Annotated in this window: 22 protein-coding genes, 1 tRNA gene and 5 pseudogenes; 11 read left to right on the top strand and 17 right to left on the bottom strand. The window is 64.4% G+C overall.

The features are described from left to right. Positions 1-21: 21 nt before the first annotated feature. From Bsp3421_RS25705 to Bsp3421_RS25715, 3 genes are read right to left on the bottom strand one after another with little or no spacing between them, the layout of a single operon-like run. Positions 22-771, bottom strand: a complete 750-nt coding sequence (locus Bsp3421_RS25705) for a phosphoadenylyl-sulfate reductase (RefSeq protein ID WP_273998704.1) — start codon at positions 769-771, stop codon at positions 22-24. Beyond that, positions 768-1,307: a DUF934 domain-containing protein gene (locus Bsp3421_RS25710; RefSeq protein WP_273998705.1), complete on the bottom strand. Its 540-nt coding sequence runs from the start codon at positions 1,305-1,307 to the stop codon at positions 768-770. The genes Bsp3421_RS25705 and Bsp3421_RS25710 overlap by 4 nt, the downstream gene beginning before the upstream one ends. 23 nt (positions 1,308-1,330) lie before the next feature. Next, on the bottom strand, positions 1,331-3,010 hold the full coding sequence (locus tag Bsp3421_RS25715) for a nitrite/sulfite reductase (protein WP_273998706.1): 1,680 nt from the start codon (positions 3,008-3,010) through the stop codon (positions 1,331-1,333). A 216-nt stretch (positions 3,011-3,226) separates the two neighbouring features. On the opposite strand from Bsp3421_RS25715, the gene Bsp3421_RS25720 reads away from it, so the two are divergent. The 3 genes and pseudogenes from Bsp3421_RS25720 to Bsp3421_RS25730 all read left to right on the top strand — a co-directional run. Beyond that, positions 3,227-4,168 carry a CysB family HTH-type transcriptional regulator gene (locus tag Bsp3421_RS25720; RefSeq protein ID WP_273998707.1) on the top strand — a complete coding sequence of 314 codons (942 nt, stop codon included), beginning with the start codon at positions 3,227-3,229 and terminating at the stop codon, positions 4,166-4,168. Between the two features lie 219 nt (positions 4,169-4,387). Beyond that, a tRNA-Leu gene (locus Bsp3421_RS25725) sits at positions 4,388-4,472 on the top strand. Positions 4,473-4,634: 162 nt separating this feature from the next. Beyond that, a pseudogene (locus Bsp3421_RS25730) lies at positions 4,635-4,868 on the top strand (Arm DNA-binding domain-containing protein); the annotation flags it as partial. A 10-nt stretch (positions 4,869-4,878) separates the two neighbouring features. Here the strand turns inward: Bsp3421_RS25730 and Bsp3421_RS25735 are convergent. Together Bsp3421_RS25735 and Bsp3421_RS25740 are read right to left on the bottom strand one after the other, a co-directional pair. Next, positions 4,879-5,960 (bottom strand): annotated as a pseudogene (locus tag Bsp3421_RS25735) (IS3 family transposase). 307 nt (positions 5,961-6,267) lie between these two features. Further along, positions 6,268-6,510 carry a hypothetical protein gene (locus tag Bsp3421_RS25740; protein WP_273998708.1) on the bottom strand — a complete coding sequence of 81 codons (243 nt, stop codon included), beginning with the start codon at positions 6,508-6,510 and terminating at the stop codon, positions 6,268-6,270. Positions 6,511-6,594: 84 nt separating this feature from the next. Here Bsp3421_RS25740 and Bsp3421_RS25745 point away from each other — a divergent pair. The 6 genes and pseudogenes from Bsp3421_RS25745 to Bsp3421_RS25770 form a co-directional block, all read left to right on the top strand. Further along, a pseudogene (locus tag Bsp3421_RS25745) lies at positions 6,595-7,293 on the top strand (IS3 family transposase); the annotation flags it as partial. Positions 7,294-7,455: 162 nt separating this feature from the next. After that, positions 7,456-8,618: pseudogene (locus Bsp3421_RS25750) on the top strand (IS3 family transposase). Beyond that, on the top strand, positions 8,615-8,854 hold the full coding sequence (locus Bsp3421_RS25755; protein WP_273998709.1) for a hypothetical protein: 240 nt from the start codon (positions 8,615-8,617) through the stop codon (positions 8,852-8,854). The pseudogene Bsp3421_RS25750 and the gene Bsp3421_RS25755 overlap by 4 nt, the downstream one beginning before the upstream one ends. Positions 8,855-9,012: 158 nt before the next feature. After that, positions 9,013-9,165, top strand: a pseudogene (locus Bsp3421_RS25760) (aromatic ring-hydroxylating dioxygenase subunit alpha); the annotation flags it as partial. A 118-nt stretch (positions 9,166-9,283) separates the two neighbouring features. After that, entirely contained in the window at positions 9,284-10,039 is a 756-nt protein-coding gene (locus tag Bsp3421_RS25765; RefSeq protein ID WP_273998710.1) for an IclR family transcriptional regulator, read from the top strand. Positions 10,040-10,069: 30 nt separating this feature from the next. Continuing rightward, entirely contained in the window at positions 10,070-10,264 is a 195-nt protein-coding gene (locus tag Bsp3421_RS25770) for a Rid family hydrolase (RefSeq protein WP_337995290.1), read from the top strand. A gap of 139 nt (positions 10,265-10,403) precedes the next feature. On the opposite strand, the gene Bsp3421_RS25775 is transcribed toward Bsp3421_RS25770, so the two are convergent. The 11 genes from Bsp3421_RS25775 to copC all read right to left on the bottom strand — a co-directional run bounded on the left by Bsp3421_RS25775 (position 10,404) and on the right by copC (position 21,692). Beyond that, positions 10,404-11,426: a DUF2891 domain-containing protein gene (locus Bsp3421_RS25775; RefSeq protein ID WP_273998713.1), complete on the bottom strand. Its 1,023-nt coding sequence runs from the start codon at positions 11,424-11,426 to the stop codon at positions 10,404-10,406. 19 nt (positions 11,427-11,445) lie between these two features. Continuing rightward, positions 11,446-12,396: a DUF979 domain-containing protein gene (locus Bsp3421_RS25780; RefSeq protein WP_273998716.1), complete on the bottom strand. Its 951-nt coding sequence runs from the start codon at positions 12,394-12,396 to the stop codon at positions 11,446-11,448. After that, a complete protein-coding gene (locus Bsp3421_RS25785) occupies positions 12,393-13,082 on the bottom strand; it encodes a DUF969 domain-containing protein (protein WP_273998717.1) in 690 nt (229 codons plus the stop codon). The genes Bsp3421_RS25780 and Bsp3421_RS25785 overlap by 4 nt, the downstream gene beginning before the upstream one ends. Before the next feature lie 1,161 nt (positions 13,083-14,243). Beyond that, positions 14,244-15,353, bottom strand: coding sequence for a type VI immunity family protein (locus Bsp3421_RS25790; protein ID WP_273998719.1), 1,110 nt, complete (start codon positions 15,351-15,353; stop codon positions 14,244-14,246). Between the two features lie 5 nt (positions 15,354-15,358). Beyond that, positions 15,359-15,823, bottom strand: a complete 465-nt coding sequence (locus tag Bsp3421_RS25795) for a nuclease (protein WP_273998720.1) — start codon at positions 15,821-15,823, stop codon at positions 15,359-15,361. 302 nt (positions 15,824-16,125) lie between these two features. Continuing rightward, positions 16,126-16,674, bottom strand: a complete 549-nt coding sequence (locus Bsp3421_RS25800; protein WP_273998721.1) for a PAAR domain-containing protein — start codon at positions 16,672-16,674, stop codon at positions 16,126-16,128. A gap of 431 nt (positions 16,675-17,105) precedes the next feature. Next, positions 17,106-18,119 (bottom strand): TauD/TfdA family dioxygenase, encoded by a 1,014-nt coding sequence (locus Bsp3421_RS25805; RefSeq protein ID WP_273998723.1) that lies wholly within the window; start codon positions 18,117-18,119, stop codon positions 17,106-17,108. Between the two features lie 11 nt (positions 18,120-18,130). After that, positions 18,131-18,655, bottom strand: a complete 525-nt coding sequence (locus Bsp3421_RS25810; RefSeq protein WP_273998725.1) for a GNAT family N-acetyltransferase — start codon at positions 18,653-18,655, stop codon at positions 18,131-18,133. Positions 18,656-19,167: 512 nt separating this feature from the next. Beyond that, positions 19,168-20,079 carry a LysR family transcriptional regulator gene (locus Bsp3421_RS25815; RefSeq protein WP_273998727.1) on the bottom strand — a complete coding sequence of 304 codons (912 nt, stop codon included), beginning with the start codon at positions 20,077-20,079 and terminating at the stop codon, positions 19,168-19,170. Between the two features lie 166 nt (positions 20,080-20,245). Continuing rightward, positions 20,246-21,019 (bottom strand): SDR family oxidoreductase, encoded by a 774-nt coding sequence (locus tag Bsp3421_RS25820; RefSeq protein WP_252984421.1) that lies wholly within the window; start codon positions 21,017-21,019, stop codon positions 20,246-20,248. Positions 21,020-21,317: 298 nt separating this feature from the next. Continuing rightward, a complete protein-coding gene (gene copC / locus Bsp3421_RS25825; RefSeq protein WP_273998730.1) occupies positions 21,318-21,692 on the bottom strand; it encodes a copper homeostasis periplasmic binding protein CopC in 375 nt (124 codons plus the stop codon). Between the two features lie 100 nt (positions 21,693-21,792). Here copC and Bsp3421_RS25830 point away from each other — a divergent pair, with 100 nt between their 5' ends. Both Bsp3421_RS25830 and Bsp3421_RS25835 read left to right on the top strand, forming a co-directional pair. Next, entirely contained in the window at positions 21,793-22,509 is a 717-nt protein-coding gene (locus Bsp3421_RS25830) for a pseudouridine synthase (RefSeq protein ID WP_273998732.1), read from the top strand. A gap of 120 nt (positions 22,510-22,629) precedes the next feature. Next, positions 22,630-22,818, top strand: coding sequence for a hypothetical protein (locus tag Bsp3421_RS25835; protein WP_273998733.1), 189 nt, complete (start codon positions 22,630-22,632; stop codon positions 22,816-22,818). On the opposite strand, the gene Bsp3421_RS25840 is transcribed toward Bsp3421_RS25835, so the two are convergent. Then, on the bottom strand, positions 22,819-23,841 hold the full coding sequence (locus Bsp3421_RS25840; protein WP_274004360.1) for an NAD-dependent epimerase/dehydratase family protein: 1,023 nt from the start codon (positions 23,839-23,841) through the stop codon (positions 22,819-22,821). Between the last annotated feature and the right edge of the window lie 26 nt (positions 23,842-23,867).

The raw sequence follows: 23,867 nt of genomic DNA on the forward strand, positions 1-23,867 counted from the left end.
ATTCAATCTTATTACGACGGCTCAGGCGCCGGCAGATTCGGTCGGGGCACCCGACGGCAGCGGCGTGATCGGAATGTGCAGCCCGCACTCCCTGGTGTCGCGGGATTCCCACCACCAGCGGCCGGCGCGGCTGTCCTCGCCGGGGCGCACCGCGCGCGTACAGGGCTCGCAGCCGATGCTCGGGTAGCCGCGCGCGTGCAGCGGATTCACCGGCACCTCGAAGGCCTTCAGGTACGCCCACACGTCGGCCTCGGTCCAGTCGGCGAGCGGATTGTACTTGGCGATGCCGCGCGCCTCGTCCCGCTCCTCCTCGTGCAGCTCCGCGCGCGTGACCGACTGCTCGCGGCGCTGGCCCGTCACCCATGCGTCGACCCCGGCGAGCGCGCGGTTGAGCGGCTCGACCTTGCGAATCGCGCAACAGCCCTTGCGCAGGTCGACGCTCTCGTAGAACGCGTTCAGGCCATGCTGCGCGACGTAGGCGTCGACCGCGTCCTGGCGCGGCTGGAACTGCTCGATCTCGTAGCCGTAGCGCTCGCGCACGCGGTCGAACATACCGAGCGTCTCCGCATGCAGACGGCCCGTGTTCAGCGAGAAGATGCCGATCGCCACGCCTTTCGACAGGATCGCGTGCGTCAGCAGCATGTCTTCCGCCGCGAGGCTGCTCGCGAACTTCACGCGCGGATGCCGCGCGCCGATCGTCGCGAGCAGCGCGTCGAGGCGGGCGATCTTGTCGGCCAGTTCAGGCGCGACGCCCGGCGCGACGGTATTCATGCGCCCACCTTCTGCACGGCGCCATCGCGGCGGCGGAACAGCGGCGACGGATTGTCGACCGCGCCCTGGTAGCGCTGCGAGAACTCGCCGAACGCGTGCAGCGCGTCGTGGATGTCCTTGTCCGCGCGCACCGCGAACGCATCGAAGCCGCAGCGCGACATATAGAGCAGCTGGTCGCGCAGCACGTCGCCGAGGGCGCGCAGCTCGCCCGTCCAGCCATGACGCTCGCGCAGCAGGCGCGCGATGCTGTAGCCGCGGCCGTCGGCGAAACGCGGGAAATCGACGCCGATCAGCGCGATCCGATCGAAATCGGCCACCAGGTCGGCCGGTTCGCTGTCGGGCGCGAGCCAGACGCCGAGCGCGTCGCGGCTGCGGCCCGCGACGAGCGCGTCGCGCTCCGCCTGCCACAGCGCGAGCGGCACCAGCACCTTGCCGGCCGGCAGCGCGGCCGCCGCGGGCAGTGCGCCGTCCTCGGCCGCGCGCACGACCTGCCATGCATCCTCGGCCACCGCGCGGTTCTTGATAATCAAAGCCATCTGCTGATTCCTTGTAGCCGGTTTCACGCGTGCGCGGGCTGGCGCGCCGCATACACACGTTCCTTGAACGGCGCGAGGCCGATGCGGTTGTAGGTGTCGATGAAGCGCTCGCCGTCGGCGCGCTGCTCGACGAAGGTGTCGACCAGCGTCGTGATCACGTCCGGCACCTCGTGCGCGGAGAACGACGGGCCGATCACCCGGCCGAGCCGCGCGCCGCCCGCGCCCGTGCCCTGCTCGCCGCCGAGCGACACCTGATACCACTCGGCGCCGTCCTTGTCGACGCCGAGGATGCCGATGTTGCCGACGTGGTGATGGCCGCACGAATTCATGCAACCCGAGATGTTCAGCGACAGGTCGCCGAGATCGTACACGTAGTCGAGATCGTCGAAGCGCGCCTGGATCGCCTGCGCGATCGGAATCGACTTCGCGTTCGCGAGCGAGCAGAAATCGCCGCCCGGGCACGCGATGATGTCCGTCAACAGGCCGATGTTCGGCGTCGCGAAACCCTGCGCCTTGGCCTTTTCCCACAGCGCGTACAGGTCGCGCTTCTTCACGTTCGCGAGGATCAGGTTCTGCTCGTGCGACACGCGCAGCTCGCCGAACGAATACGCGTCCGCCCAGTCGGCGACCGCTTCCATCTGCGCATCGGTCGCATCGCCGGGGGCGGGCCCCGTCGGCTTCAGCGACAGCGTGACGGCCACGTAGCCCGCCACCTTGTGCGGCGCGACGTTGCGCTCGACCCAGCGGGCGAACGCCTTGTTGTCGAGCAGGCGCTGCTCGAACGACGCATCGGTGTCCGGCAGCTTCTCGTACGCCGGCGGTGCGAAATCGCGCGCCACGCGTTCGAGTTCGGCTTCGGTCAGCGTCGACGGACCGTCCTTCAGGTGCTGCCACTCTTCCTCGACCTGCTGCGAGAACTTCTCCGGCGACAGCGCCTTCACGAGGATCTTGATGCGCGCCTTGTAGAGATTGTCGCGCCGGCCGTAGCGGTTGTAGACGCGCAGCACCGCCTCGCAGTACGTGAGCAGATGCCGCCACGGCAGGTTCTCGCGGATGATCGCGCCGACGATCGGGGTACGGCCGAGACCGCCGCCCGCGAGGATGCTCGCGACCACCTCACCCGCGTCGTTGCGCGACAGGTACACGCCGAGATCGTGGATCTGCACGGCCGCGCGGTCGCTCTTCGCGCCCGACACCGCGATCTTGAACTTGCGCGGCAGCCAGGCGAACTCGGGATGGAAGGTCGACCACTGGCGCAGGATCTCGGCCCACGGACGCGGATCGATCGCCTCGTCCTGCGCGACGCCGGCGAACTGGTCGGCCGTGATGTTGCGGATGCAGTTGCCCGAGGTCTGGATCCCGTGCATCTGCACCGAGGCGAGCTTCGCGAGGATCTCGGGCGTTTCCTCGAGCTTGATCCAGTTGAACTGGAGGTTCGAACGGGTCGAGAAGTGGCCATAGCCGCGATCGTGCTCGCGCGCGATCCGCGCCAGCATCCGCAGCTGGTCGCTGCGCAGGTTGCCGTACGGGATCGCGATGCGGTGCATGTACGCGTGGCGCTGCAGGTACAGGCCGTTCTGCAGCCGCAGCGGACGGAACTCCTCCTCGCTCAACTCGCCCGACAGGCGGCGGCGAACCTGGTCGCGGTACTGCGCGACGCGCTCGTCGACAATCGTCTGGTCGTATTGGTCGTACTGATACATTCGGGGACCCCAGGGTTTCTAGAATGACCGCGCGACGTCCTAGCCACGCCGCGCCCGAATCCTGCTCCGCCCGCACCGAGCCGGCCTCCCGCCGCCCGCTCATTTGCTAATGACGAAAACAGATATCCATATTTGAAAAACACTGGGGAATCGTAATAAACTCCCTTTATATTTCAAACGACTAAAAAATTCTGTCTATATGCGGAAGGGTTATAAATGAACCTGCACCAGTTTCGCTTCGTGCGCGAGGCCGTCCGTCAGAATTTCAATCTGACGGAGGCCGCGAAGGCGCTGTACACGTCGCAGCCGGGGGTGTCGAAGGCGATCATCGAGCTGGAGGACGAGCTGGGCGTGGAGATCTTCACGCGCCACGGCAAGCGCGTGCGCTCGCTGACCGAGCCGGGCCGGATCATCCTCGCATCGGTCGAGCGGATCCTGCAGGAAGTCGAGAGCCTGAAAAGGGTCGGAAAGGACTATGCCGCGCAGGACCAGGGCAACCTGACGATCGCGGCGACGCACACGCAGGCGCGCTACTCGCTGCCGTCCGCGATCGCCGAATTCAAGAAGCGCTTTCCGAAGGTGCATCTGTCGATCCTGCAAGGGAGCCCGACCCAGGTGGCCGAGATGGTGATCCACGACCAGGCCGACCTCGCGATCGCGACCGAGGCGATCGCCGACTACAAGGAACTGGTGTCGCTGCCCTGCTTCCAGTGGCACCACACAGCCGTCGTGCTGGCCGATCACCCGCTGCTCGAACGCAAGCCGCCGTCGCTCGACGATCTCGCGCAGTTTCCGCTGATCACCTACGACGACGCGTTCGCGGGCCGCAAGAAGATCAACCAGGCGTTCGCGCTGCGCGGCCTGTCGCCCGACATCGTGCTGGAGGCGATCGACGCGGACGTGATCAAGACCTACGTCGAGCTGGGGCTCGGCGTGGGCATCATGGCCGATATCGCGTTCAACCCGGAGCGCGACCGCAACCTGCGCGCGATTCCGGTCGGCCATCTGTTCGGCAGCAACGTCACGCGGGTCGCGCTCAAGCAGGGCGCCTACCTGCGCAGCTATGTGTATACGCTCGTCGAGCTGCTGTCGCCGACGCTGAACCGGCGCTTGATCGAACAGGCGCTGAAGGGCGAGGCCGATACCTACGAGCTGTGAACGGGTTGGGCATAGCCGTCGGGGCCTCGTCCGGCGTTCGGCGGCTACGACGGCTTCGCATGGCGCGGGCAGGTCGTCCCGGCAGGCAGCCGGACCAGGGGAAACGCACGGCGGGCGCGGAGCCGCGAACGGCCGCACCGCACCGCTTGCCCAGCCCGAGGTTTTCCGACATAATCCTTGGTTCGTCGCGTGCGCTCGTATGCGCAGACACACGGATCTGCCCAGGTGGTGAAACTGGTAGACGCAGGGGACTCAAAATCCCCCGCCGCAAGGCGTGCCGGTTCGATTCCGGCCCTGGGCACCATGACATAGTTCCGGGAAATTCCCGGAAGTCCCAAAACCCGCGACAGCACAAGGCTTCGCGGGTTTTTTCATTCCGGCAAAGTGCCGTGTGGTGCGTAGACAGCCGGGGGCAATATTGGGGGCAACTAACCCGAAATTGCCTTACCCGTCAGAAGTTGCCCCCGTGCCACTAACCGATACAGCCATCCGGAACGCCAAGCCTGCCGACAAGCCCGTGCGCCTGTTCGACGGAGGCGGCCTCGATCTGGAAATCGCCCCGAGCGGGGGCAAGTGGTGGCGGCTCAAATACAGGTTTGGGGGCAAGGAAAAGCGCTACTCGCTCGGCGTCTACCCGGAAGTTGCATTGGCGACCGCACGGAAGAAGCGCGACGAAGCCCGTGAAAAGCTCGCTGCCGGAGAAGTAGAAACTAAGCGGCCATGGCCAGCCGCTGCTTTGGCGTAAATCCGCCCAGGGCCATGTTCGGGCAGTCGTGATTTAAACACATCCAGTCGGTCGCGAAGCGCTGCATGTGGTCAAAGTCTTCCCAGTGGTACTGCGACAGCCATTCGTACCGCACGGTCCGGTTGAATCGTTCGACATACGCATTCTGCTGAGGCTTCCCCGGCTGGATGTAGTCGAGCCTGATGCCGTACTGTCGGGCCCATTCGATGATCGCTGTGCTCAGGTACTCGGGCCCGTTATCGCACCGAATCGCCTTGGGTCTGCCGCGCCATCCGATGATCTGCCGCAACGCACGGATCACGCGTTCCGATGGCAATGAGCAGTCGATCTCGATGCCGAGTGCCTCGCGGTTGAAGTCATCGATCACGTTGAATAGCCGGATGCTGCGCCCGTCGGCCAGTTGGTCGTGCATGAAGTCCATCGACCAGACCTGGGACGGCGCACGGCACCGCCAGCGGCTCCGGTACCTGCCGGACCAGCCGCTTGCGCGGCTTGATCCGCAGGTTCAGTTCCAGTTCGCGATAGATCCGGTACACCCGCTTGTGATTCCAGCAGAAGCCCTTCACGTTGCGCAGGTACAGGAAGCACAGCCCGAAGCCCCAGTTCCGATGGTTGTCCGTCAGGCGCAGCAGCCAGTTTGCAATCTCGTCGTTCTCGGCGCTGCGCCGACTGACGTACCGATAACAGGCTTGGCTGATCCCGAATGCCTCACATGCCAGCCGGATCGAAATGCCCCGGCTGGACACCGCATGCATGGCCATCTCACGCCGGCAAGATAGCCTCAGTCTTTTTTGCGAGCGCCTCCGCCACGATCTCGGCCTTGATCTTCTCCTCGACGTACATCTTGCGCAGCCGGGCATTCTCGGCCTCCAACTCCTTCATCCGCACGATCAGCGAGACGTCCATGCCGCCGTACTTCGAGCGCCATTTGTAGAACGTCGCCGTGCTGATGCCCAGTTCCCCGCACAGGTCCGGCACCGACAGACCTGATTCCACGCGCTTGAGCGCGTCCATGATCTGGCTGTCCGTGAATCTTGATTTCTTCATGCTGTAGAACTCCCTCAACGAGAAAATTCTACTTCTGATCACCCCGGTTTTTCGGGGGGATTACCCACTTCGAAATCAGACCCGAAGAATTCCGTCAGCCGACTTTTCATAACTGTGGTGGCCGTTAATACGGACGATCGAACCGTATATGCTCGACACTCTTCATGTCGGGATTGCCGTCCCTGAACTCTTTCCAGACCGACTCCGCTGCCCTGTCCGGAAGGCGCATGTGTGGGTCGCCAGCCTAGCAGGCTCGACCAGTCCTATACATCGACCGACGCGGCCTTGCGACACTGGAACTTCCGAATCAATCGTCCTCAAGCAAGATGGCGATGGCGAACAGAACGCCAGCGACAACCGCCCCCTGTGCAGCCCAAAGATTCTCTTGCGACGAAAGGGTTTGAAGCGACTTGATTGCCTTGTCTGCAGCCAACGGCAAAGCTGAAGCCGCGATCCCTGCCTGTGCAGATACGTGCCACATGACAGCGGAATATGCCGTCGCTGCCGCACCAATAGTCGCGGCGGTTCGCCGCATCGATTTTTTGAACATAGCGATGGCCTGTAGGCTTGAAGTTTCAAGTGGCCGAGTCAGCCTCGGGGGCTGCATCCGACGGTGAAATTTTTACACGGCTATACGCGTGTGCGCTACGGGTATCGACGCGTCCATGTACTGCTGCGCCGGGAAGGCTGGCAGTTGGGTCGGAATCAGGCGTACCGGTTGTATTGCGAAGAGCAGTTGCAGTTGCGCTCGAAATTGCCGAAGCGACGAAAGATGGTGGTGACGCGCGTGGCGAAGATCGTTCCGGTCAGGCCAAACGACGCTTGGAGTATGGATTTTGTGGCTGACCAGCTTGCTGATGGCTCGAAATTTCGCACTTTGACGATCGTGGATGTGTTCACGAAGGAGGCGTTGGCGATCGAAGTGGGGCAACGCTTGAAAGGCGAACACGTGGTATCCGCATTGAACCGAATCGCCGCTCGGCGCGGCGCTCCGCGGCATCTGTTTGTCGACAACGGCAGCGAGTTTTCCGGGCGCCTGCTCGATATGTGGGCGTACCACTACCAAGCAAAAATCGACTTCAGCCGACCGGGCAAGCCGACGGACAATTGCCACATCGAGACGTTTAACGGATCATTCCGCGATGAGTGCTTGAACCTACATTGGTTCGAGACGTTGGGCGAAGCCAAAGCGATCGTCGAGGCCTGGCGCCGGGATTACAACGAGAGCCGTCCTCACTCTGCTCTCAAAGAGTTGGCACCAGCTGAATTCGCCCGTCAGCTGATGCCTTTGCCGGGTTCAACCAGACCCGAAACGCCGGAAAACTCGCTCTAGATCTGGTCCGGGAAACCCAAGCGGATCAAACGCGGGAAAACTCGCTCTAGATCTGGTCCGGGAAACCCAAGCGGATCACAAGTTGGAATGCCACGCTTTGTAGTGGTCTAATGAATCCGGACACTGATTTAGGCGAGAATGGTCGCCATGAAGAGGTGTCTGATGAGCAAGCAACGACGTACGTTTTCCCCGGAGTTCAAACAGCAAGCCGCGTGTCTGGTGCTCGACCAGGGCTATAGCCATATAGAAGCAAGCCGCTCGGTCGGCGTCGGCGAGACGGTGCTGCGCCGCTGGGTGCAGCAACTTCAGATGGAACGCCAGGGCGTCACGCCGCAGGGCAAGGCAATCACGCCGGATCAACAGCGTATTCAGTAACTCGAGGCGCGTATCGAACGCCTTGAGCGTGAGAAGGCCATTTTAAAAAAGGCTGCCGCGCTCTTGATGTCGGAAGGCATCGAACGTACGAAGTAATTGATCAGATTGGCGCAAGCGAATCGGTCGAGCTGATCTGCGCGGTATTCGACGTGTCGCGGTCCTGCCTGTATGCCCATCGAGGGCGAACCCGACGCGTTGATGCCGAGCGAATGGCACTGCGTAGCCGGGTACACGAACTATTCATCGAGAGTCGAAGCTCTGCTGGCAGTCGCAGCATCATGGGCATGATGCGCGAGGAAGGTACGGCGATTGGCCGCTTCAAGGTCAGCCGCTTGATGGAAGAACTCGGGTTGATCTGCAAGCAGCCGGGCCGCCATGCCTACAAGCAGGCCACGGTCGAGCGGATCGATATCCCGAACCATCTCAATCGCGAATTCGAGGTTGGTACGCCGAATCAGGTGTGGTGTGGTGACATCACGTATGTCTGGGCGCAGGGCCGTTGGCATTATCTGGCCGTAGTACTCGACCTGTTCACGCGTCGGGCTGTTGGCTGGGCGTTCTCGACACGCCCTGATGCCGATCTGGTCGTGCAGGCGTTGGAGATGGCCTACGAGCAACGTGGTCGACCGCAAGGCTTGCTGTTTCACTCGGATCAAGGCGGTCAATATGCAAGCCGGAGATTCCGTCAGCGCCTCTGGCGCTATCGGATACAGCAGAGCATGAGCCGTCGAGGAAATTGTTGGGACAACTCCCCGATGGAGAGGTTGTTCCGCAGCTTCAAGACCGAATGGCTACCGTCAGTGGGCTACATGTCGGCGCAGGAGGCACAGCGGGACATCAGCCACTACCTGATGCACCGGTACAACTGGATACGGCCGCATCAGTTCAATGACGGACTGGCGCCGGCGGTTGCGGAAGAAAAACTTAATGCAGTGTCCGGGATTAGTTGACCACTACACAGGCGATCCTGATCCTGACGGGCGCCTACATTGGCTTTCTGCCCAAGCACTACGCGAAGCAATGGGTCGATGCGGGCCAGATGCGCCAGATCGGGTCACAACTGACGTCAACATGGCCGTTTTCGTCGATCACTCGTCGCGTCGCGGCGCAGCCGACCGTGCTGCGTGCGTTCGTCGTTGATCTGATGGCGCATGCGGACCACCGTTCCCTAACTGCGGACAGATAGATTGCGCCGCAGTATCCGGCTCGACGCGATAGCGTCACAGCCTTGCCGCGCAATGCATTGCTACCGACGTGCAATCGTCACTCGGAGATAGTGCTGCTATCAGGCACCCGGACCGGCGCGACTTGCCGGCTTTATATACAGAACTCGCGCCATCCGTATTTCTTCGCGACGGCAAACTGGTGTGTGGGTATCACGGGCTAACGATGGGGCGTGACGGTCGCTGCACGGGGATGGCGGGACAACGGGTCACCGGTTTTCCGACGATCCACAGCTATCCCGCTGTCGAGCGGTACGGCTTTAAGCTGATTTACGTTGCTGCCAACGCACGGATGATCATGAACCCAGAAGACTCGACGCTCTATGTGCAATCTTTCGCCACCGGCATCGCGGTGCTGGGCGCATTCGATGTGCAGCATGCATCGATGATGCTTGGCGGAGATTGCCGCTGCCGCGGGTATCAGTCGTAGCGCGGCCCAGCGATTTGCCTTTACGCTCGAAGCGATCGGCTTGTTGATGAAGGACCCGATCAGTAAGCGTTATTCGCTGTCGTCGCGTACCCTGGATGCGGGTTGTCGCTATCTGCAGTCGCATCCGCTGCTGAATCGCGCCAATCCTTATCTGCTCGAACTCAATCGTAACGCGGGTGAAACGGTCAATCTGGCGGAGCCGGCCGGGACGGACATGATCTATATCGGCCGATTCCCGAGCCCGATGCGGCTGATGGTGCACATGCCGATTGGCCGCCGGATTCCGATGTACTGTTCGTCGGCCGGCCGGGCGTTTCTGTCGTGTCTGCCCGAAGAGCAGGCGCGTCGGGGCCTGCAAAGCACACAACCGGTGCGTTTCACGCCCAGTACGATGGTGGATGTGGACGAGTTGCTCAAGCGTTTGCAGAGGGCGCGCCAGGATGGATATGCGTACTGCAACGGGGAGTATTACCGCGGCGACCTCGCGCTCGCAGTACCGGTATTCGATCTCGCTCAACGTGTGGTCGCGAGCTTGCAGGTTTCCGTGTCCGCCTCCAAGTGGTCGCTCAATCGAGCGGTGTCGCATTTCGTGCCGATGATGCAGGAAACTGCACGGCTGATCTCCACGACACCGCCGACGCAGCGCGCTCTGGCATCGCTCCTTGGGCCCCATGTCGATCAACCAGCCACATTGGGTGATCGGGCGGGTTCCCAGTAGGCAAATACCGTCCAGAACTGCTTCGACATCGTGACGGAGGCGGGCCTCGGCAAGGAAGACACTGTTCACATGAAAGCGTTTTTGACCGATGCCCTCTACTTCCAGTCGTTCAACAAAGTATTCAAAGCATTCTTTGCCGCACACCCGCCGGCCCGCGTTTGCTACGTTGCCGAAATGGAAGACGTTACTGCTCGGCTGCTGGAATCCTTCAATACTGCTTTTTAAGCCCAATGACGGCCACCTACGGGGGATATTCACTCCCCCGTACTTTCATTAGAGCGGCATGTCGAGCGTCACGTGATCGACGACGGTCGGCGAGTATAGTCACGCGCCGAAGACCTTGCCGCCACCGGAGTTTCGTGCGCTACGCTTCCAGCGCAAGCAATGCGAACGTCGCGAGCCAGTGCTCGCCCATGTAGTCACCGGCCACGTGCGCGAGCGCGCTCGCGAGATGACGGTCGGCTGCGTCGAGCAGCTTCGCGCGCCGCGCGTCGCCTTCCGGTAGTGCGCCGGCCAGCGCACGCTGGCACCATGCGCGGCTGAGGTTCAGCCCGTCCAGGTGTGCGATCTTGCCGTCGCTGCGGTCGCTGACAGTCGCCGGCTCGAACAGTGTCGCGGGTTCGCCGCGCGCGAGATCAGGCAGGAAGCGCGCAAACCAGCCGTCGAATTCGCCCGCCGGCAGCACCCGCCGCATCAACTCAGCCTCCATCAGCGCAGGCGACAGGAACTCGTCGCCCGACGGCTCCCACGCCTGGCACGCGACATCGTTCAGGTGCCAGCGCTTCGCGGTATCGACGATCAGCGCCGCGAGCCCGTCGCGCTGCGTGTCGCGTGCGAAAGCGAGCGTGAGCGCAAGCGCGAACGCGGTGTTGAAGTGCGTGCCGACGCGCAGCGGATAGGTCGCTTTCGGCAAGAAAGCCTCGAAGCGCGACACGAACAGATCGGTCAGCGGCGCCATCGTCTTCGCCCAGCCCACGGCCTGCGGCAGCGGGCCCCTCAGCGCAAGCCGCTCGAGCTGCGCGGCAAGCGCGAGCAGCCACGCCCAGCCGTACGGCCGCTCGAAGCCACTGTTGTGCGGCAGAGCAAGATACGCGCGTTCGCCGACAACGTTCGCCTCGGTGAAGTGCGCATCGACAATCGCGACGATGCGTTCGGCCGCCGGCAATGCCGGGTAGTGTTCGAGCACGCGCAGCACGAGCCAGTAGCCGTGCACACACGAATGCCAGTCGTAGCTGCCGTAGAAGATCGGGTGCAGCGCGCGCGGACCCTGCACGTCCTGCGGGCTGGCGAGCGAATGTGTGAGCTTGTTCGGATATTCGCGGGTTAGGTGCGCGAGCGCAAGCGACGCGAATTTCGACGCGAGTTCGAGGGGCAGTCGGTCGGTCATGAGGGGCTCGTCCATCTCGTCAGAAGCGGAAAACGAACGCATACATCAGCAACGTGTTCACGGCGAGCAGCAACACGGCTGTCGGCCACTGCGCCTTGATCACGCCGTTCTTGTCCTTCAGCTCAAGCAGCGCCGCCGGCACGATATTGAAGTTCGCCGCCATCGGCGTCATCAGCGTACCGCAGAAGCCGCTCAGCATTCCGATCGCACCGAGGATCGCCGGGTTGCCGTGGAACTGGTGGACGATCAGCGGCAGCCCGATACCGGCCGTCATCACGGGGAACGCCGCGAAGCTGTTGCCCATGATCATCGTGAACAGCGCCATGCCGAACGTATAGGCGGCGACGACCGCGAACGGCGAATCGATCGGCACCCAGTCCCTCACGAGTCCTGACACGACGCCGCCGACGCCCGCGACCGCGAACAGCGCGCCGAGCGCCGCGAGCATCTGCGGCAAGATCGCGGCCCAGCCGACCGCATCCATCGTGTGGCGCGCCTCCTTCATGGCATGCACGGGCGAATCGCGCAGCATCGCGAGCGCGACGCTGAACGCAACGAGCGTGCCGAGCACGAGCGAGATCAGCGTCACGCTCTTCTGGTCGACGAACGGCACTCCTTTCAGCGCGAATGTACCGATCAGCGTGACGACCGGAATCAGCAGCGCGGGCAGGAACAGCCGGTTGCCGAAACGCTGCGCGAGCGTCTCGCGGCGCACGGCCGCGGCTTCCCCCGCTTCATCGGACTTGCCGCGCCCGAGCTTGCCCGAGCCGGCGATCGCCGCGAGCGCGATCGCGAGGCAGCCCGTCACGAAATGCGGCAGCAGCGCGCCGAACAGGAACGTGGCCGCGTAGATCGCCCAAAACGCGAAATTGACGATGCGGCGCGGGTTCGTGCGGTCCATCAGGTTGAAGTACGCGAACGCGGCGAATATCAGCCCCGCAAGCGTGTACAGCGATTCAAGGCCGATCATCGTGCGCCCTCCCGCCCGAGCAGGCCAAAGCCACGCGCCAGCCGGCGGTCGAGCAGCGCGAGGCGCGTGCAGTGGATCAGGAGCGCTGCGATCGCGGTCGGGATCGCCCACACCGACAGATGCAGCGGCTCGATGGAGATCCCGTTCTGTTCAAGAAAGCCCTTGATTAGCAAGATCGACTGGATCGCGATGAAAATGTCTTCGCCGAAGAACACGGCGATGTTGTCGACGCCCGATGCATGCGCGCGGATCTGCTGGCGCACCGATTCGGGCAGTTCACCGTGCAGGTTGACCGCCGCGGCCTCGGCCATCGGCGCGATCAGCGGCCGCACCATCTGCGCGTGGCCGCCGAGCGACGTGAGGCCGAGCGCGGCCGTCGCCTGGCGCAGCACGAAGTACAGCATCAGCACGCGACCCGTGGTGGCCGCTTGCACGCGCGAGATCATCCGCTTCGCCTGCTCCTTGAGCCCGTTGCGCTCAAGCAGAGCGATCACCGGCAGCGTCAGCCAGATGAGCCCCATGTAGCGGTTTTCGGTGAACGCCTTGCCGAACGCGCTGACGATGTCGACGAGATTCAGCCCGCCCGCCAGCCCTGTCGCGAGCCCCGCGATCGTGACCACCAGCAGGGCATTGAAGCGCAGCGCAAAACCGATCACAACGATCGGCACTCCAATCAGCACCAGCATTGCTCCTCCTTGTATCGGACGCGCGGCGCCATGCACGCGGCACCGCCTGCCCGGTTTCGGCCGGGCTCGATGCGCGCAATCTAGCACGAGAATTTATCGATAAAAAGTCGATGATTTGCTGCCTAGGGTAAACGTTGAAGCGCGCGGGTACAGGTTCCGATTTCGCGGTCCGTCACGCCAAAGCGACTGGCAAAAGTACACCCTCCGGGACTCGCTCAGCCTCTTCCTCCACGTTACGGCCACAGGCGGTCACGCCTAGCACTCCCGCTACTACTGGGCTGGCAAGCAAAGGCCCATCTCATTCGGCACCTATCGGCGGAAGGACTGACGTGAACAATCGCAATATCGTCTGAGTTCTCTTTCGTGCGATAGGCCTGATAGTTTTCCGGGTCCTCCATGTCGGCATATTCGAGAGCCTGATCTGTGAGATGCTCCCGAGCCTCCAAAGTGTTGCGATGTTCTTCGTACTGACATGGCAAATTATTCTTGAAGTTGAGGATCGCTTCGCGGGCTCTGTCGCGAAGCAGTTCGTTGGTGAAGATAAACCTTGGCACCATCCAACTAAGCTGTGCTTTACGGACCGGCCGGGCATTTGCTATGCCAGTTCAGCGTAGGCCAGACGAGACAACGGGTACTTAATCACTGCGTCTGGGTCCGACAGAAATAGGCAGTTACGTCATCAACATCATCGCTCCAGTACCGCAACATCAGACTACTCAACTTGATCTCGCGTCCGTTCCGATGACCAACCTGGTCACTGCTAGCTGCTGCGGGATACTCGGAGTCAAAAGTTGCAGGTACTCTGCCGGGGGGTATCTACGGGGGTAGTTATTTCGACACTCATGCTCAACATCACTAAGAATCAGAAGGTTACGCGTGCAAATCAAGGCTGACCCTGGGCACCATCCACTTCTTTGTCGCCGTGTTCTCGGCGAGACTTCCCGGCTTTTCCAGCTTATCCCGCCTCGTGACGGCGTTTCCGCTCGGCTGCTGGCACGCCGCTGGCTGTCACGCTGGCTTGCGCCCAGGCGGAATCGCCCAAAGAAGCCCCTCGCGCCCGGTGGCCGAGGCGTCGCCTACTGATGCCTCAAGCACGAACCAGCCGGCGACGAAGGGCTCGATTTATATCGAAGCGGGTCGAGCCCTGATCACGAAGCGATATCACGTCGCGGGCGACAATTTCGGCGTCTTGTGCAGTTCGACCCAATAGCTGTTTATCTCGTCGTCGGGCACGTTGAAGCGCTGCAACCATGCCTCTGTTGCCACGCGGGTATTGAGCAATGGCGCGGTGCTGTCCACGGTTCCGCCTTGCAGAATGTCGGACGACTCCGCCACGATCGGGCGCAGCGCGTGATTGAGCAGCACATACGCGGCGGGGGCTCCCGGGGGAATCCCTTTACCCATCGGCACGCCGGCGGCCGGCTCCGGGCCGGCCTGGATGACGAGGCCGCCATTGCCGAACGGCGTCTTGCGGAACCAGTCCGGCGGGAGCATCAGTGTGCCCTCACCGCCTAGCTGACGAACGAGATCGGCGTCGAGCGCCGTCAGCCAGTCGACGGTCTTGATCTTGTCCCGCGTAACGATGGTCGCATGCGTCATAGGCTCCCCGACGTCGATGCCGGGTCCGTACAACCGCGACCAGAAATTCTCGCTCGCTTCGTTGGGCTCCTGCTCGGTGGGCGGGAGATTCACGCCAAAACCAGCATGCCCCCAAACGGTCGGCAACGTCGCGACGAACGCCACAAACAGCTTCTCGAAAATGCCGGGACACAGCTGCAGAAATCGGCGCGGCACGCTGAATTTGAGCGTATCGAGCGCATAATCAGCCTGCCAATCCTCGAAGCAAAATACACCGAACGAAAAGAAACCCGCCGCAAGCTTGTGGTCGGCGCTCGTTGTTTCCGAAACGACTGGCGCGCCGCTCGACTGGGCACGCGCCAAGCTCGGGAATTTACGCGCCTTATCGAAAGCCACCGGGCTCTTGCCTTCCTCGTAGAACCAGCGCATCGGGCTCGCGCGCGGCGGCTCGGTGCCGGCTGCTTGCGCGTAGACCTTCGCATACTCATCGAGAGCAGCCATGTAGCGCTCGTAGCACTTCACGAGGGCTTCACGTACCGGCTTGGTATTCCCTTGCTTGAAATACACCACACCCCGAACAACAAGAGCCGCGCCGACAATAGCCTTTTGGTAAGGAGGCTCATAAAGCCCAAAGGGCAAGGTGTCCTGTCGTCGCGGGTCATGCGCCCATGCGACCAATTCGTCGTTTGTCATGATCTTTAAGGAAAGACCGCACCAGGAGCGGGTGACCCGGGGCTGACAGGCGTCATGGGCGGCAACCCGAAAGGCCCGGCAGTGTTTCCGCTCGTGTTCGCGCCGAACAGTTCATCCGTATTGGATTGTGTCTGTACCGATCGGGCGGACTTGCCCTGTGGCTCTCCGTCATCGCATGGACAATCCGCCCGCCTTAGCGAGACATATTTACTATCGTCACCCGCAATCCGCTTGTACGATATTTCCTGCCCGTGGCTAAACCCATCATCGAACTTCATTTCGACGACGGCCTTGATATTCGACTGTACGGGAGGCTGACCTGGGTCATTCACGATGACCACATCGGGACGGCGAATCTGATCCAGGCCGGTCTTTTTGCCCTTGATATACCCGCCGAGTTTGCCCGGCCATTTCTCCTGAATCCAGATCAGCAAACGACCGACCGGCGTTAGCGCATCGTCGTCTTCCATGATCGGCACCGGTGGCGCCGGGGGCTTGGGTCGCATGTCGTACGATACTTCCGGCAAGTACTGCGTTGGTTTCCCGGACATGATTCTTGAAGTCGTGTTCGTAAAATTCAACCGCTCCGCAACGCACTTCTGCCGGAGAAACCGGCCTCCCTTTTTTGTCGCGATGGCAACGCCGATGCGGCCACATCGACACATGAGATCGCAAAGCTTCTGCCTTTCGTGCGGCAGCAACCCGTTGCGAACGCCTATGGCTGTCGTTCTCCCCTCGCCACCTCCCGAACCTCCGACCACCGAACCGCCGCTCATGCTTCACCCATGCTCGCCGCCCCGAACGTTCCCGGATGGCTGAACAAAAGCGATACCGCCTGACGGCTGTTGAGCCAAGCCGTGTAACCGTTCGCGTCCGTCGTGCCGTGAATCGTCTGACCGTCGGCCGACGTCACCGTGTAGGGATGGTTCGCGATGGGCTCGCGCGTAAGGTCGTCGACAAGCTGGAAACGCCCACGAGATGGGCCATCGTCGTGCGCGGCATGCTGCGCAACCGCGCTTGTGCCCGCACCGACCGCCCCGCCTACCCCCGACGTCTGCTCCGCCGTCGCTTCGCCTTGCGATGCGATCAACGTCGCGCCGCACGCCGTCTTGTCGCCTTCGGTCGCGACGGCACGGCCGTCGAACGTCATGCTGCGAATCCGGACGCCGACGATCGGATAAACGCCGCGGCACCTCGGGCACGACACCATGTCGCCCTCCAGCGCAATCGCCTTCCCGAGGACCGTGTTGGTCGATGTACACGCCAGCACGCGGCCGCCGTGGGAGGTCGTATCCCCCTCCCGAATGAACGCTGAACCCATGCCCGATCCTCTGTCGAAAACTCGCGAGGACTCGAGCATGCGTCGAACCGAGGTGATTGCCCTATCAGCATTGCCGGACAAAGCGCGGCGCGAAGGTTGAGACACGAACGATCTTTCGCGCCCCCGTATCAGTCAGGGGGCGCGCCATACCATCGCGGAGCCAAGTCCAGCGTGAATTTCCGGGGCAACGCGACCGGCGAGCCCTTGTCGCGCCGTCGCCAGGCGACAGCCTCATCCGCCCGTCGACAGAAATGTGTATTTTGGTGACGCGCTCGATGCTCACGAACCCCGCATCGGAAAATGCGCGCCGGATTCTTCAAGTGCGCGACACCATCGCTTTTTTGTTTTCGACGGCACGCACTGCCCGCCGGGCGCAAGCTGCGACGCAGGCCGACGCCCAGACAGAATCTTCCCGCGGCGTCACGCAGCCCTCACCCCGCCAACACCGCCTCCGGCGGCCGCACCTCGAACCCCACCACCTCCGCCTGCCGCAATCGCGCCGCGTGCCCCGCGCCGGGCTCGCGAATGAACAGGCGCGTCAGCCAGCGATCCTTGCCGTCGAACCGCGGCTCATACCGGGTGCGCGAATGGGAGGTCCGGTGGTTGTCGAACACCAGCACGTCGCCGGGCTTCAGGTAGAGGATTTCCTGCGTCTCCTCGATCGCCGCCATGAATGCCTCCAGCGCCTCGTGCGCCGCGCTGCCCGCCTCGCATTCGATCAGCCGGCCGTCGTAGCGGATCCGGTCGTCGTTGTCGAACAGCAGGCGCAGCCGGGTCTGCGGGTCGGGCTGCTCCGCCGTCTTGAACAGGTCGTCCACGCGCCACGTCAGCGGCACCGACCGCAACACGTCCTGATGCGCGGCGCTCAAGCGCTTCACGATGCGCCGGACCGAGATGACCGGCGTACCGGCCCGACCTTCATGGTCCGCGCGCGAACAGCCCAGCGCCACGTAATTGGGCTGCGCCGTCAGATACGCGAGCTCCGTGTGATAGCGAAGCGCGTCCCGATAACCGTGCGAGGTCATGGAATGCTCGCTGGCGATCATGGTCTTCGCGTCCCGCGACGGAAACACATCCTGCAGCGGCGCGCCGCTCCGATTCCGGTCGTAGCCGGTCGCCACGCCCATGCGCATGCCGATCAACGCGACCCACGCCTCGGTCTGCAACAGCGTGCGTTCCGGCGGCGGCGGCCAATGCTCAGGCGTGTCGGGCAAGGCGTCCGGGTCGAGCGGCAGCCCGCGCAGCAGCAGGTAGCCGCCCTCGTTGCCGCGCGCCCGGAACGCCGCCAGGGTGTCGCGGATCGGCGCCGGCAGCGCGTCGGACAGCGCGGCGGCCCGCGTGAAGAATGCGCCGAGATCCGCGCGGGGCAGCGCGGGAAGCTCGGCGCGCAGAGCCTCGAGCGCATCCGCATGGGGGCTGCAATCGAGTATCGCCGGTACGTGCATGGGATCCTCCATCAGGTCAGGGATCGGTACATGTGATGGACGTCGACCAGGCCCTGCGTCGGGTGGCGGAACGCCCGGGGAACGATGGCGAGGGTCTCGAAGCCCAGCCCGTGCCAGAGCCTGACGGCCCGTTCGTTGGCCGCGACCACCGCATAGGCTTCCATCGCCGCATAGCCGGCGGCGCGGCAGGCGTCGATGACGTATTCCGCCAGCGCGCGCCCGACTCCGTGCCCCCAGCATTCCGGCGTCACCATCAAATCAAAGTTCGCGATGTGATCGCCGTGGCCGTAACGCAGCGGCTTCGTCTGCATCGCGGCGACCACGACGCCGTCGCGCTCGGCCACGTAGAGCGCCGCGCGCGGCGGCCGCAGCCAAAGCGCGATGGCGTCCTCCTCGGTTGCGTCCAGCGGATACGGGTGCGTCTCGCCCGCCGACACGATGCGGCGCCACAGCGGCCAGATGCGCGGCCAGTCGGCGGCGTCCGCACGCCGGACCTCGACCGCTTCCGCAAGCGGCGGTGCAAGCCACTCGCTCATGCGTCACCCGCGCGCGCCGGCTGACAGGGGCGGCGCGGCGCGCCCGCGCCGGAATCGCCCGCAATGAAATGAATCAGCGTTTTTTCCCCGTGCTTTTCGGCATTTCGCCTGGTCATCCACGGCTGTAATAATGAAAACATTCTCTCGGCCCATCATTCTTTTACTTTTCATTGCTTCGACGCCATTCCCGCGGCGGTTGCGCCACGCGGCGCGCTCCTCGGGAATACATCGGACGTGCGGTGCCGGGTATCGGCCCCGACTCCCCGAACCCGCCAGGCAAAACAGGCAAACACCGGGCGGATCTCGGCCGATCGACGATCGGCGGCGCACCCATCATTGTTTTGCTTATTTGAATCATCAAGCCGGCGTTTAGAATAAGCCAACTATTAAATTCAGTCCACTATGAATGAATCAGTAACCACGGGATTTTCTGATGGAAATGAAATCAGGCGTGGAATATCCCTGGCCCGCCGGAACCGCGCGGCAATCGGCGCCCGGAACAGCACGCGCGCCTAGCCGTCGCGCTCGATCGCATCCCGCGCCAGTTCCTCGAACCAGTCGACGAACACATTGAGCCGCCGCGACCGGTGCCGGCGGTGCGGATACAGCGCCGAGACCTCCATCGACGCCGCGCGATGCTCGGGCAGCACCTCGACGAGCGCGCCCCGGTCGAGCAGATGCTGGACGTCGAAACGCGGGATCTGGATCATCCCGAGCCCGGCGAGCGCGGCCGCGATATAGGTCTCCGCATTGTTGACGATCACCCGGCTCGGCATCGCGAGTTCGATCGCGCGGCCGGCCGCGACATACTCCCAGGGCGTCTCGCGCCCCGTCGTCGGCAAGGCATAGCCGACCGACCAGTGATGCGCTTCGAGCTCCTCGGGCCGCAGGGGCACGCCCTGCTCGCGCAGATAGCCTGGGCTCGCGCAGTTGATCATCGCGATCCGCCCGAGCGGGCGCACCACGAGGCTGCTGTCGGTGAGCCGCCCGACCCGGATCGCGCAATCGACGCCCTCCTGCACCAGATCGATCGAGCGATCGGTGGAACCCAGCGACAGCTGCAGGTTCGGATAGCGGCGCATGAAACCGGGCAGGGCGGGCGCGATCAACCGGCGCGCGATCCGGCTCGGCACGTCGACATTGAGCCGCCCCGCGACATCGCGATCGCTGCCGCGGAACAGCCGGTCCAGTTCGTCGGCCTCGGCGAGCAGCCGGCGGCCGCGCTCGACCAGCAGCGCACCGTCCGCGGTCAGTTGCACCTGACGCGTGGTCCGATGCAGCAGCCGCGCGCCAACGCCCGCCTCGAGCTGCTGCACGGCGGCCGACACGGTCGCGCGCGGCAGGCTCAGCGTATGGGCGGCCTTGATGAAGCTGCCCATTTCCGCCACCTGCAAAAACACCCTGATCTGTTCCAGCTTGTCCATGACGCCGACCTCCCGACGCGGCGCGCGTTGGCGCAAAAAGGCCGCGCGCCCCCGAGCCGGGAGCGCGCGGCCGCCATCTCGACGCCCGGCGGACGCACCCGCCCCGGCCGGGCGAGGCGGCTCACCGCGCCGCCTCGCCCGGTCGGGGGCGCGCCGCCCCGACGCCCTACTTCGTCGTGTAGCCGCCGTTGATCAGGAGCGTCTGCCCGGTGATCCACCAACCGTCCGTCACCAGGTGGCGGATGAACGGCACGACGTCCTCGATGTCGGTCAGCCCGGTCTTGCTGAACGGCGACAGCGCCGCAGCGGTCTTGTGGTACGCGACCGCATCCGCGCCTTCGGCCGGATAGAAGAACGGCGTATCCATCGGGCCGGGCCCCACCGCGGTCACGGAAATGCCGCGTGCGCCGTATTCCTTCGCCGCGGCGCGCGTGAAGTGCTCGACGGGCGCCTTGGCGCCCGCGTACGCCGCGTAGAACGGCGTGAACGCGCCGAGCAGCGAGGTGACGAGCGTCAGCAGCTTGCCGTTGTCCTCCAGGTGGCGGCCCGCCTCCTTGATGAAGAAGAACGCGGTCTTGCTGTTGACCGCGAACATCTCGTCGTACTCGGCCTCGGTGATCTCGGTGAACGGCTTCTTGAGCACCTTGCCGACGGTGTTGATCGCGATGTCGATCTTGCCGAAGCGGTTCTTCGCGTCGTTGAACAGCCGCTCGACGGCCTCCGCCGACGTCAGGTCGCCCCGGAACGCCGCCGCGTTGGCGCCCGCCGCCTCGAGCGCAGCCACCGTCTCGTCGGCCTGCGCCTTGCTCGATGCACTGTTGTAGTGAACCGCGATCGATTTCGCGCCGTGGCTCGCGAGGTCGCGCGCGATCAGTCCGCCGAGGTTCTTCGCGCCGCCGGCGATCAGGACGACCTTGTCCTTGAGGGTATGTGCTGTCATCAGTGACTCCATCGCGTTGAGAGGAGTCCGTAGTGTAGGCAGGCTTCGGCGCGCGGTCAGCATGCACGGGCTGGATAGATTATCCAGAAATCAGATACAAACGGAAACGTCATACAAATTGCCGCCCGACCCGGGATTCGCTCGCGGGCGTCGGCAATGGCGCGCGGAGTAGCGGCCGCCGGCCGACTCCGGCAGCGCCGCGCCGCCGCCCGTCATGCGCATCGCGCATGACACGGCCGAGCGAATGGAAAGCCTGGCTGGGCAATCCCGCGCCGCCCGGCATGGCGGCGGGCGCGCGTCACTTCACGCTGAAGCGATAGCTGCCCTGCGTGCGATGGCCGTCGGTCGCGACCGCGACCCAGCGCACCGTATAGTCCCCCGCCGCGATCGGCTTGAGCGCGACCGACATGCGCTTGCGGTTCGCGGCGTCGATCGTCGCGCGGCCGTCGGCGGCCGGCTGGCCCGCCGCGTCGGTCACGACGATCGAGCTGAAGGCCGGTTCGAGCGGCTCCGTGAAATCGATCGCGACAGCATGCGGCGCGTCGGTGACGACCGCGTTGGCGGCCGGCTCGCTGTGTTCGGGTTTCGCGTGCGCGAAGGCCGCGGCCGACAGCGTGAGCGCCAGGACGGCGAGCGCGCCGCGTCGGGCGAGCGGCATCAGGATGGAAGTCATGGCTTGCCTGTATCGTTGGTTCATGCACGCGCCGCGACGGCGCGTCCGGACCCGGCAGCTTACCAGCCCCGCGCGACGCGCTTGGTACAATGCGCGCGCCATGAATCTCGAAAGCATTCTCTTCAAGCAGGGCTTCGGCTCGCGCCGCCAATGCCGGGCGCTGATCGACGCGGGCCGCGTCGCGGTCGACGGTGCGATCGCGGCCGACGCCGACGCCCATTTCGACACGACGGACCTCGTGTTCGAGGTCGACGGCGTCGCCTGGCCCTACCACGAGCGCGCGTACCTCGCGCTGAACAAGCCCGCCGGCTACGAATGCTCGCGCGATCCGCAACATCACCTGAGCGTGTTCAACCTGCTGCCGCCGCCTTTCGCGGCGCGCGGCGTGCAGTGCGTGGGCCGGCTCGACCAGGACACCACCGGCCTGCTGCTGCTCTCCGACGACGGCCAGTTCGTGCACGCCTACACGTCGCCGAAGCGCAAGGTGCCGAAAACCTACCTCGCGACCGTGCGCCACGTGCTCGACGACGCCCAGCTCGACGCGCTGCGCGCCGGCGTGCTGTTGCACGGCGAGCCGAAGCCGCTCGCGGCGCGCGCCGCGCGCGCCCGAGAAGAACGACTCCTCGAGATCGCGGTGCTCGAAGGCAAGTATCACCAGGTCAAGCGCATGGTCGCCGCCGCGCACAACCGCGTCGATGCGCTGCACCGCGAAAGCATCGGCGGCTACCGCCTGCCGGACGCGCTCGCGCCCGGCGCGTGGTGCTGGCTCGCCGAAGCCGATCTCGCTGCATTGCGCAACACGGCGAATACCCTCTGAGGGAAAGCCCGGAGCGTCCTTCGAAGGCCCCGCGGCGCACCTTGCGGCGCAGCATGGCAGAGTTGAAATCCCCCGCTATACTCGAATCAAAACCAAAAAAACTGGTTGAGGGGAGACATCATGATCATCAACAGTCCGATTGAACTTTCTTCGGTGATGCTCGCGTTCGCCGCGCTTGGCGCGATCGTGATCGGCGCGCTTTTGACGGCAATGCACCTGAAGCGCAAGTACCATCCGAGCCTGATCGGCGCCATGATCGGCGCCCTGCTGTGTTTCCTGCTGATCGAGGCGCTGCCTGCGATCACCTGATCACGGCCGGGCGACGCCGCGCAGGAAGTCGTCGACGTTCGGATAGCGCAGCGCGATCCGCAGTTCGCTCTTCATGCGCGCATTCACGAGCCGGCGCGATTCGCGCATGAACGACAGCAGCGACGGATCGAGCTGCCGTTCGGCCTCGGCGCGCGTGATGCGCGGCGGCGGCGCGAGCCCGAACGCGCGCGCCACGCGCGCGAAGTAATCCCCCATTTTCAGCTCGGTGTCGTCCGACGCATGGTAGGCGCGCGACGCGCGGCCGCGCGTCGCCGCGCGCAGCAGGATCGTCGCGAGATCGTCCGCCTGGATGTGATTGGTGTAGACGTCGTCCGCCTCGCACAGCGCGGGCGTGCCCCGTTCGAGCCGCGCGAGCGGCAGGCGGTTCGCCGCGTAGATGCCGGGAATCCGCACGATCCGCGCCGACAACGCGCCGCGCGCGGTTGCATCGCGCAGCTGCCGCTCCGCCGAGACGCGCCGCCGCGCACGCGGATTCGCCGGCCGCGGCGTGCGCGTCTCGTCGACGCGCACGCCGCCGCAGTCGCCGTAAACCCCGCTCGTGCTCGCGTAGACGAGCGTGGGCGGGCGGAATCGCTCGGGTACAATACGCGCTGCCCGACGCGGCGGCCCGGGCGGCCGCGCGGCTGCGCGCCGCCCCGGCGCCGACAGCGCGGCGATCAGGGCGCGGGTTCTGCGGTCGTCGATGCCGGACGGCTGCGGTGGCGCGAGGTGCAGCACGACGGGCGCAAGTCCCGCGAGACGCCCGAGCGACGCCCGCTGGTCCAGGTTGCCGACGAGGGGCACCGCCCCCGCCGCCCGCAGTTCGGCCCGCCGCGCCGCCTGGCTCGTCAGGGCAATGATGCGAAGCGGCGCACGGCGCGCGCGCAGCTGCTCGACGCAGCGCGCGCCGACATCGCCGCAGCCGACGATCAGTACGCGCCGGCGGCGCAGAATTCGTGTCGCGATCATGGTGTATGCGTGTTTTGTAGCGGATGCATTGTAGCCGCCGTGCGCATGCCGCACGGTCCCCACATTTTGTTCTCAACGAC

The organism is Burkholderia sp. FERM BP-3421, assembly GCF_028657905.1.
Lineage (GTDB): Bacteria > Pseudomonadota > Gammaproteobacteria > Burkholderiales > Burkholderiaceae > Burkholderia.

Bases quoted from the DNA above. Each gene is read 5' to 3' on its own strand.
- Bsp3421_RS25705 (WP_273998704.1), bottom strand. From the start codon at position 771: ATGAATACCGTCGCGCCGGGCGTCGCGCCTGAACTGGCCGACAAGATC.
- Bsp3421_RS25710 (WP_273998705.1), bottom strand. From the start codon at position 1,307: ATGGCTTTGATTATCAAGAACCGCGCGGTGGCCGAGGATGCATGGCAG.
- Bsp3421_RS25715 (WP_273998706.1), bottom strand. From the start codon at position 3,010: ATGTATCAGTACGACCAATACGACCAGACGATTGTCGACGAGCGCGTC.
- Bsp3421_RS25720 (WP_273998707.1), top strand. From the start codon at position 3,227: ATGAACCTGCACCAGTTTCGCTTCGTGCGCGAGGCCGTCCGTCAGAAT.
- Bsp3421_RS25740 (WP_273998708.1), bottom strand. From the start codon at position 6,510: ATGTTCAAAAAATCGATGCGGCGAACCGCCGCGACTATTGGTGCGGCA.
- Bsp3421_RS25775 (WP_273998713.1), bottom strand. From the start codon at position 11,426: ATGACCGACCGACTGCCCCTCGAACTCGCGTCGAAATTCGCGTCGCTT.
- Bsp3421_RS25780 (WP_273998716.1), bottom strand. From the start codon at position 12,396: ATGATCGGCCTTGAATCGCTGTACACGCTTGCGGGGCTGATATTCGCC.
- Bsp3421_RS25785 (WP_273998717.1), bottom strand. From the start codon at position 13,082: ATGCTGGTGCTGATTGGAGTGCCGATCGTTGTGATCGGTTTTGCGCTG.
- Bsp3421_RS25790 (WP_273998719.1), bottom strand. From the start codon at position 15,353: ATGACAAACGACGAATTGGTCGCATGGGCGCATGACCCGCGACGACAG.
- Bsp3421_RS25795 (WP_273998720.1), bottom strand. From the start codon at position 15,823: ATGGAAGACGACGATGCGCTAACGCCGGTCGGTCGTTTGCTGATCTGG.
- Bsp3421_RS25800 (WP_273998721.1), bottom strand. From the start codon at position 16,674: ATGGGTTCAGCGTTCATTCGGGAGGGGGATACGACCTCCCACGGCGGC.
- Bsp3421_RS25805 (WP_273998723.1), bottom strand. From the start codon at position 18,119: ATGCACGTACCGGCGATACTCGATTGCAGCCCCCATGCGGATGCGCTC.
- Bsp3421_RS25810 (WP_273998725.1), bottom strand. From the start codon at position 18,655: ATGAGCGAGTGGCTTGCACCGCCGCTTGCGGAAGCGGTCGAGGTCCGG.
- Bsp3421_RS25815 (WP_273998727.1), bottom strand. From the start codon at position 20,079: ATGGACAAGCTGGAACAGATCAGGGTGTTTTTGCAGGTGGCGGAAATG.
- Bsp3421_RS25820 (WP_252984421.1), bottom strand. From the start codon at position 21,019: ATGACAGCACATACCCTCAAGGACAAGGTCGTCCTGATCGCCGGCGGC.
- copC (WP_273998730.1), bottom strand. From the start codon at position 21,692: ATGACTTCCATCCTGATGCCGCTCGCCCGACGCGGCGCGCTCGCCGTC.
- Bsp3421_RS25830 (WP_273998732.1), top strand. From the start codon at position 21,793: ATGAATCTCGAAAGCATTCTCTTCAAGCAGGGCTTCGGCTCGCGCCGC.
- Bsp3421_RS25835 (WP_273998733.1), top strand. From the start codon at position 22,630: ATGATCATCAACAGTCCGATTGAACTTTCTTCGGTGATGCTCGCGTTC.